At 53.5% G+C, this 5180-nt stretch carries 3 protein-coding genes and 3 pseudogenes; 3 read left to right on the forward strand and 3 right to left on the reverse strand.

The annotated features are described in order from the left end of the window. Nucleotides 1–616 (reverse strand): annotated as a pseudogene (locus tag BG74_RS16295) (LysR substrate-binding domain-containing protein); the annotation flags it as partial. A 799-nt stretch (nucleotides 617–1415) separates the two neighbouring features. Continuing rightward, nucleotides 1416–1817: a dienelactone hydrolase family protein gene (locus tag BG74_RS12680; protein WP_187202554.1), complete on the reverse strand. Its 402-nt coding sequence runs from the start codon at nucleotides 1815–1817 to the stop codon at nucleotides 1416–1418. Nucleotides 1818–2223: 406 nt separating this feature from the next. Between BG74_RS12680 and udp the strand changes: the two genes are divergently transcribed. Beyond that, nucleotides 2224–2991 carry a uridine phosphorylase gene (gene udp, locus BG74_RS03200; RefSeq protein ID WP_066596575.1) on the forward strand — a complete coding sequence of 256 codons (768 nt, stop codon included), beginning with the start codon at nucleotides 2224–2226 and terminating at the stop codon, nucleotides 2989–2991. A gap of 167 nt (nucleotides 2992–3158) precedes the next feature. Here udp and BG74_RS20400 read toward each other — a convergent pair whose 3' ends face one another. Next, a complete protein-coding gene (locus BG74_RS20400) occupies nucleotides 3159–3326 on the reverse strand; it encodes a hypothetical protein (RefSeq protein ID WP_187202555.1) in 168 nt (55 codons plus the stop codon). Nucleotides 3327–3674: 348 nt separating this feature from the next. On the opposite strand from BG74_RS20400, the pseudogene BG74_RS16305 reads away from it, so the two are divergent. Together BG74_RS16305 and rmuC are read left to right on the forward strand one after the other, a co-directional pair. Further along, a pseudogene (locus BG74_RS16305) lies at nucleotides 3675–3840 on the forward strand (DNA recombination protein RmuC); the annotation flags it as partial. A 1-nt stretch (nucleotide 3841) separates the two neighbouring features. Then, nucleotides 3842–5180: pseudogene (rmuC, locus tag BG74_RS03210) on the forward strand (DNA recombination protein RmuC); the annotation flags it as partial.

A 5180-nucleotide genomic window follows, 5' to 3' on the forward strand; every position in this document is an offset into this window, starting at 1 on the left:
CGGCTGGCGCTGTTCACCGTCGCACACGACGGCATAGAGATGGCTCTACAGCCCTTCGCCAAGTGTCTACAACGTAGCGTGCTCTTGTGTTCAAAACTTTCCACTACCCAAGGTAGAGCGGCGATACCCATTAGTGTCGACACCGTTTGAATCAACAGAAAAGTGTTATTAACGGTTTTGAGCATCGGGCTAATACCCGCCGGCTGCAGAAAATAGCGCTAAATATCCATGCGGTTGCGCTGTACCGGATAGATCAATAGCGTTTCCAGGTCCAAAAAAGCCTGTGGCACAATGACCTCCTTGATCGCCAATGGATGATCTGCTGACACCACTAGCCTGATCTCGAAATAGAACATGGGCAAATAAAAAAGCCTACTGCGCAGCAAGATATCCGAGGTGAGCACAAAATACAGTTTACCCTATTGAGGCGCAGGTTGCGGATCAACACAGCGACTAGCTTTTTTGAGTACGAACGGACGGAAGCCCCCAGCTGCTGTTCCAAATCGCTGAACTGATGGGACAGTGCAGATTGGGTCTGGTGTATCTGAGATGCAGCCCGCCACGATCTGCTGTTAAGCAACACCTGCAGAGTTCGTAGATTTTTGCGTTCGATCATGAGAGTGTTTCACCTGGAAGTGAATAAATTGCGCTTATGAACTGTGCACTACATGGTAATTATGGATGTCTAAAAATCTAGACGTCTAAATTTGAGAGGGTAATGGCAATTTTGAGTCACACACTGGGTTTTCCCAGCGTTGGTCTGCACCGGGAATTTAAAGAAAGCGCAAGTAAAGTTATTGGGACGGGAATATCAGCCAAAAGCAGTTTAATGGAATAATAATCCTCAGTCGGGAAGGGTTGTCTCCACACCAGGGAAATCCTCGTCAGGGCAAATGTACTGGCGTTTATACCAGCGTGGCAGCCGCTAGCAGTCAGGTTAAGGTGGAGCCGAATTCTCCCGGGGCGCTTGCGCACCTTTTTGTTTGCCAGAGTGCGCATGCGCTGTGCTGAAGACCCCCTCTGGGGGCTGATATGATGCATATAATAATCCTCTGAGGGGCGGCACCATGCCTTGCGCCTCTCTTTGCCATGGGCGTAGCTTCTCTCACCGCCATGCACCTTAGTTTACCCCGAAGTAGGCGAAACAGGCCATAATGTGTTGCCAGTCATTCTGCGCCGATGGAGAACGATTGCTTGGACGATTGTCGATTTAAACGCATAGCCGGCCTTCGGGACGGGATACACCACAATTTTCATGTCCGCATTTAGCGGCGCGCAGCGCCTGGCGCATAGTTTCAATGGTTTTCAATGGAATACTCTTGTCCTGTGCGCCGTATAAGTCGAGCGCCGGCGCAGTGAGCTAGATGGCTACATCTACCAGGTGCTGGGGCACATGGTCAACGTTTTATCTCCGGTCAATTTGCCATAACTATGCGGTGGCTCTCAATATGTAGGTTATGAGACGCATACAGCCATCTGATACGGCCGCCCCAGCAAAACCAGTTATCGCCAGACGGCGCAGACGCTGCCCTCTGAGTTGCCGCAAAGTGCGCGGTATGGTCAAAATCAGACAGAACCTGGCTGTCTGGTGGTACTTTGCTAACCAATTCTGCCAAAAGCGTATCAACGTTATCATAGTGCGCCGGATTCTCCCTGCCAGAAATAAAGCTCGGGGGGCGATAGCCAGATAGCCTACCTTGGCCCAAACGGCGGCAAAGATTCTTCTGGATGTGCTGCTCATTGACGCCAAAAATTTCTTGCAAGACGATAATCACTGGCAAAGAGGCATGCTGCCCAGTGGGGGCCGGGCCATCCACACGAGCATGGCATCACACTGGCTATGAACGGTGGTAGGGCAGGAAAGCAAGTTTTCACCATCAGTCACGATCGCAGTGGTGGACGGTATATGCCCGTAGCGCGGACAAAACGGCTAACTGGCTCGGCAGGAGTAAGGGTATCGTTAAGGACTCTTGGCATTAACCTTTTATCATTATCACCAGTGAGACGGCCACTACATGTCAACTTAGGCCGACGAAGCCAGTTCCGTCAATGTTGCCAGGATGTGAATCTGGGACACGCTTACTGTACTGCTGCTTTTTCAGGCCCGCGAGGCCTTACCGTAAACGCTATAAAGACGTCATAAGACTGGGTCTTATCACGGTAAATACGGATAATTAATGGTACTATCGGCAAGATAAACCATCCTATGTAGAGGTATATGACGTGGAGCAGTCCGACGTTTTCCATCTTGGACTAACATTTTCCGACCTTGCAGGCGCAACCCTTGCCATCGTTCCGGGCGACCCCCAGCGGGTTGAAAAAATCGCCCGGCTGATGGCCAACCCGGTGCATCTGGCGACCCATCGTGAGTTTACCACCTGGCGCGCAGAGCTAGCTGGCAAGGCAGTAGTCGTGTGCTCTACTGGTATCGGCGGTCCTTCCACCTCCATTGCGGTGGAGGAACTGTCTCAACTTGGTATCCGTACCTTTTTGAGGGTGGGAACCACCGGCGCCATACAAAACGCTATCAATGTAGGAGATGTGCTGGTGACCACTGCCGCCGTGCGCCTGGACGGCGCCAGCCAACACTTCGCACCGCTGGCATTTCCAGCAGTGGCGGATTTTGCCTGCACCACTGCGCTGGTGCAGGCGGCGAAAAAGAGCAGCGCCCGGCTGCATATAGGTGTGACGGCTTCCTCAGATACTTTTTATCCTGGGCAAGAGCGCTATGACACCCACTCTGGCCGGGTAGTGAGGCAGTTCAAAGGGTCGATGCAGGAGTGGCAGGGTATGGGGGTGATGAATTATGAAATGGAATCCGCTACCTTATTGACGATGTGCGCGACGCAGGGACTTCGCGCCGGTATGGTGGCGGGAGTTATCGTCAACCGGCTGCAGCAAGAAACTCCCGATATAGGGGTATTGCAACAAACGGAAAGCGATGCCGTGGAGATCGTCGTGGAGGCCGCCAGTCTGTTATTGACCGTCTGACGGCACAATAGACTTGCGGGTAACGCTCGCCGCTCGCAGGTGGTCGGCCTTTTGTATCGTTTTCTTCTCCTTGACCTCAGGTGAAGCGCCATGCTCTGGTGTTCTGCTCGCGACATGAGTCAGGAATAATGTATTAGTGGAAGACTGGATTTCCCTTATTGTCGATTTTATGCGCCAGCATCAGGTGTGGTCATAACGATAGTTTTTCTGCTAGCCTTCGGCGAATCGTTGGCGTTATTGTCCTTATTGCTGCCGGCGACGATTATCCTGCTCTGGCTGGGCACGTTGATAGGCGAGGCGGGCATCCATTTTTGACTGGTCTTAATTTCCGCCACCGATTTTTTCGGCGACTAGCTCTTTATTAGCTAGGCGACCGCTACCAGCAACGGGTCTATGACCTGTGGCAGTTTACACACCATCCCGCTATGCTAGAGCGCAGCTACGCATTTTTTATTTGGGAATAACTAGCGTTTTTTCGGCTCGCTGCGCGCAGTCGTGCCGCTCGTTGTAGGGATTGTGCAGTATTCTTCGGCTAGGGTTTCAGCTAGCCAATCTTTTATCCGCGGCGCTATAGGTGTTCGGCCTTCTGGCGCCAGGCGCATTTCGTCGGTCAATAAAAGGATCTGGACATCTATATAGCTCCCCCTTAACGTGACTGTCAGCAAAGGTTAGGCGGAGGCAATATGGATTACGGCCTGTTTTACGGTATAGGCGGCGCACTGATTGGCGCATTGTTAGGCTGGCTTGTCGCCGGCGTCCGGCAGCATCAACGGTATTTAACGCAGGAAGCAGAACGGATAAATCTTGAGCAGGGGGTACAGGCGGCGCACCAGGCACTGGCAGACGAACNCAACATGCCCGACGACAGGCCGAGCTAGCACTGCGCGATGGCGAACAGGAACATCGCGAACAGTATGGACGGCTGGCCGTCGCCGAGGAGCGTTTGACCTCCCTCGCACATTTTCGTCAGGAGTGTGAGCGTCTCAATCAAGAGTTGCAGGCGCAGCGGGAAATAAACAGCAGCCAGGAGGGGGAACTGCGGGAGGTGGCCATTCGTTTGGAGGAAACCCGACTGGCGGCGGAAGAAAAGCAGCGTCTGTTAATCAACAGCGAGCAGCGGTTGTCGGCGCAGTTTGAAAATCTAGCCAACCGCATCTTTGAGCACAGCGGACGTAAGGTGGATGAGCAAAACCGCCAAAGTCTTGACCGACTGCTGATGCCGCTGCGCGAGCAGCTGGATGGTTTTCACCGCCAGGTACAAGACAGCTTCAGTCAAGAGGCGCGCGAGCGTCACACACTGGCCCATGAAATCCGGAATTTGCAGCAGCTCAATGTTCAGATGGCGCAAGAGGCCGTCAACCTGACCCGCGCGCTCAAGGGGGATAACAAGGCTCAGGGCAATTGGGGCGAAGTGGTGCTCAGTAGGGTACTTGAAGCATCGGGGTTGCGCGAAGGTTATGAGTTTGAGACCCAGATCAGCATTCAGCAAGGGGATGGACGGCGGCTGCAGCCCGATGTGGTGGTGCGTCTGCCACAGGGGAAAGATGTGGTCATCGACGCGAAAATGTCGCTGGTGGCCTATGAACGTTACTTCAACAGCGATAATGATGCTGAACGCCAACTGGCGCTAACCGAGCATGTCAATTCACTGCGCGCCCATATTAAATTGCTGGGCCGTAAAGATTATCAGCAATTACCCGGGTTGCGCTCGCTAGATTACGTCTTGATGTTTGTCCCGATCGAGCCGGCCTTTATGGTGGCGATCGGCCGACAGCCGGAGCTGATAAGCGAAGCGCTGGGGCATAATATTATGCTGGTCAGTCCCACCACTCTGGTGGTTGCGCTACGCACGATAAATAATCTCTGGCGCCACGAGCATCAAAGCCGCAATGCCCAGCATATAGCCGATCGCGCAGCGCGCCTCTACGACAAATTGCGGCTGTTTGTCGATGATATCAACGCTATTGGCCAAAGCCTTGATAAAGCGCAAGCTAGCTATCGGCTAGCGAAGAATAAATTGTCCGACGGGCGTGGTAATATTATCGGTCAGGCGGAAGGGTTCCGCGCCCTTGGCGTGGAAATCAAGCGGCCCATAGCCTCCGCACCAGGCGACCATGTTCCCTTTGTCGATCGCCCCGGCGAGGATGTGGCGGCATCGGCAACCGGCCTGCCATCGCTAGAAGAGAGTC

The organism is Sodalis-like endosymbiont of Proechinophthirus fluctus (assembly GCF_001602625.1).
Lineage (GTDB): Bacteria > Pseudomonadota > Gammaproteobacteria > Enterobacterales > Enterobacteriaceae.